Source organism: Acidocella sp. MX-AZ02 (genome assembly GCF_000306035.1).
Lineage (GTDB): Bacteria > Pseudomonadota > Alphaproteobacteria > Acetobacterales > Acetobacteraceae > Acidocella > Acidocella facilis.
The window spans coordinates 1-3,135 of sequence record NZ_JH976218.1; the positions used below are offsets into that span (position 1 = coordinate 1).

General features: G+C 61.3%; 4 protein-coding genes. All 4 read right to left on the minus strand.

The window, feature by feature from the left end; genetic code table 11:
* Positions 1-36: 36 nt before the first annotated feature.
* Genes MXAZACID_RS18050 through MXAZACID_RS20360 form a run of 4 tightly spaced genes read right to left on the minus strand, consistent with a single transcriptional unit; the run spans position 37 to position 3,069 of the window.
* Positions 37-684 (minus strand): UPF0149 family protein, encoded by a 648-nt coding sequence (locus tag MXAZACID_RS18050; RefSeq protein WP_144052887.1) that lies wholly within the window; start codon positions 682-684, stop codon positions 37-39.
* On the minus strand, positions 639-2,186 hold the full coding sequence (locus MXAZACID_RS17120) for an IS66 family transposase (protein ID WP_008495811.1): 1,548 nt from the start codon (positions 2,184-2,186) through the stop codon (positions 639-641). The genes MXAZACID_RS18050 and MXAZACID_RS17120 overlap by 46 nt, the downstream gene beginning before the upstream one ends.
* A gap of 41 nt (positions 2,187-2,227) precedes the next feature.
* The gene (gene tnpB / locus MXAZACID_RS17125; RefSeq protein ID WP_144052888.1) at positions 2,228-2,617 is read right to left on the minus strand and encodes an IS66 family insertion sequence element accessory protein TnpB; all 390 of its coding nucleotides are present in this window, start codon (positions 2,615-2,617) and stop codon (positions 2,228-2,230) included.
* The gene (locus MXAZACID_RS20360; protein ID WP_008495814.1) at positions 2,614-3,069 is read right to left on the minus strand and encodes a transposase; all 456 of its coding nucleotides are present in this window, start codon (positions 3,067-3,069) and stop codon (positions 2,614-2,616) included. Before MXAZACID_RS20360 ends, tnpB begins: the two co-directional genes overlap by 4 nt.
* Positions 3,070-3,135: the final 66 nt, after the last annotated feature.

The following is a 3,135-nucleotide window of genomic DNA, read 5'->3' on the forward strand; positions in this document are numbered from 1 at the left end:
TAACCGATGTGAGCCCCCCACGGGCTATGCTGTGATCTACCGTGAGGCTTCGGCGACGCGCTGTGGCATCCAGAATTCTCTGATTGCGGGGATAACGAGCGGGATGTCGTGGTAGGCGGTTTTGAGGTAGTCTTTTGTATTGATGCCGTTTGGCGGTGGGTTGATTGGCGCGCCGATCTGGTCGGCACAATAGAGCATGATCGGTAACATGAGGCCGCATTCGATACCGCGTGCCTCGCGCAGCGGCGCCCAGGCGCTCCATCGCAGCTTCATGGCATGGGCAAATCCCAGGCACCATGGTCCGGCGAATACGACGCCGGCGTCGGTGCGTTGGAAGATTGGTGCGTATGTTTGTGGCGCGGTCGAGAGGGTTTCGCTGATGGCGTTATGCCTGGCGACGATCGCCATAATGGCCTTGAGTGTTTTGCTATGCGCGGTGGCGATATTGCCCTTGGGTCCAAGCAGATCAAAGAACCATTCATCTGGGGAGATCGAGGAGGGACCAACGACAATGGCGGCGAGATAGCCGTCGAGCATCGAGACGCCATCGATGACGCGGTTCTGTTTCTCCAGCCAGGCGTCGAGCATTTCCATATCCATCGCACTGTCAGCCTGCGCGGTTCGGGTGCCAGCCTGCCTCATGCCGCAATGGCCTTTTGGGTCTGCGCCGCCTTCCAGTTCCACGGCAATAATTCGCCCAACGCATTTGCCTTCGTCGTGCCCGAGACCATCCGCTCCAGCACATCGGTGAGATAGGTCTGCGGATCGAGATCGTGCAATTTTGCCGTGTTGATGAGAGAGGCCAATATCGCCCAGCTCTCACCGCCGCCGGCGCTGCCGGCGAAGAGAGAATTTTTTCTGCCCAAGGCAATGGGCCTGATGCTGCGCTCAACGATGTTGCTGTCCACCTCCACCCGGCCATCGTTCAGGAACACGCACAGCCCGGCCCAATGACCCAGCGTGTAGCGGATCGCCTTGGCCAGCGTGGATTTGGCCGAAGTTTCCGCCAGCCTGTCGAGCAGCCAAGGCTTGAACGTCTCGAACAGCGGCAGGGTTTCCGCCTGGCGCACGGCCACGCGTGCTTCGGGGCTGGTGCCGCGGATACGCTTCTCGATGCGGTAGATTTCAGCAATGCGCAGCAACGCTTCGGCGGCGACCGGACAATCCGTTGCCTTATGCACCTCAAAAAACTTTCGCCGTGCATGTGCCAGGCAAAAAGCCAGCGTCACAGGGCCGCCGGCACGGCCGCGCCGGGTCAACCGATTATATCCGGCATAGCCGTCAACCTGCAGCACGCAAGCTTTGCCCGCGAGATGTTCCTCGACATGCTGACCTTTGCGATCCTCTGCATATAAATACACCACCGCCGGCGGCAGTGCTCCGCCCCAGGGGCGGTCATCGATCGCATAGGCCCAGATCCTTGCGATGCGCGTTCGTTTGCGGGTGCGATCCTGAACCGGCAAGGGCGTGTCATCGCAGAATAGTTTTGGCGCGCTCAAAACGATGGCGCTCAGCAATTCATGCAATGGCTTGCACCACCAAGCCAGCCGGGCGACCCAATGCACCAAAGTCGAGCGGTCGAGCATGATCCCCTGGCCGGCCAGCATCTGCGCCTGCCGGTTCAGCGGCATGTGCCAGGCGAATTTCATCACCGCCACATGCACGAGCAGCGCCGGGGTCGGCAGCCCGCCATCGACCGGTCGCGGCGGCGCCTTGGCCTGCACCACTGCCCCTTCACAAGAGCGGCAGCCATAGCGCGGCCGGTGAATGCGTTTTACGCGTAACACTGCCGGAACCACGTCGAGCATTTCGCTGACATCCTCGCCGATCACATGCAGCTTGCCCTGACAGCAAGGGCAAGCCTTGCGCTCCGGCTCGATCGTGATGTCCACCCGCGGCAGATGCACCGGCAGCCCGCCAATATTGCGCGCCGCCTTTCGCTGCGGCGGCCGGTTTGCGTTCGCCGGCGTTGGCGGTTTGGCGAGTTCCACCGGCGTGCCGGAAAGGTCATCCAAAGCGAGCGGTAACTGGGCCTCGGGCTCAACTTGTTTCTCGGATCGTGCACCAAACAAGGCCCGCTTCAAAGCCGCCACAACGGCCCGGAGGTTCTCGTTCTCCGCCCGCAGGGCTGTATTCAATGCCAGCAGATGCGCTGGATCATGCGGGGAATGTTGGTCATCCGACATGCACGCAAGCTACCAAACAGGCCCGCTGTGCCGCCAGCAAATTACAGCAATTTCTGCGAATTTTCCGCCGGGATCGAGGGCCTCACCAGCGCCGGAGAGCGTGCTGCAATCTGCGTCCAATCCATGCCAGCAAACAGCAGGCGTATCTGCGCGGGGCTCAGTGTGACGGCCCCGTCCTGCACCGGCGGCCAGGTAAATCCGCCTGCCTCCAATCGTTTGGTCACCAGGCAAAGCCCCGTGCCATCCCAAAGCAGCAGTTTAAGCCGGTCCGCGCGCTTGGCCCGGAACACGAAGACATCGCCCGCAAATGGATCGGCCGCCAAAACTTGCGCCACCAGGGCAACAAGACCATCCATGCCTTTACGAAAGTCGACCGGCTTGGACGCCACCATCACCCTTAACCCCGGCCGGGCCGGAATGCCCAGGATCATCGGGCTGGCCCGATCAGACCAAGCACCTGCCGCAAAACAGCCTGGTCAACCGCGCCTTCCACCCGGATCCGGGTACGCCCGATCTCTATCTCAATCGATCCCACGGCTTGATCCCGGGCCGAGGGCGGTCCAGCCGGTTCAGCCATAGGGCAACCAGCCACATCATCCACAATGCGCAACGGAACAAAATCCCCCGCCATCGCCAAATCATTCATCGCCTGGCGACGCCATGTCCAAAGTAAGCCCCGGCTCACCCCATAACGGCGCGCAACCTGCGTAACCACGGCACCAGGCGCAGCACTCGCGGCAAGAATCTCCGCCTTCTCCTCCCGCGTCCAATCCCGCCGCCGACGCCGCCCGGTGATCAGCTCAACACGATGGTAGCCATTGTCCTCATGACTGTGCTGATGTCTGGCTTTAGGACCGTCATTATCCACAATATCGCCCCACACAAATTCAGGGGCATACTGTCCAGTAAATCAAACCGCGCCGCGAGGTGGCGGACTCGCATCGGTTAC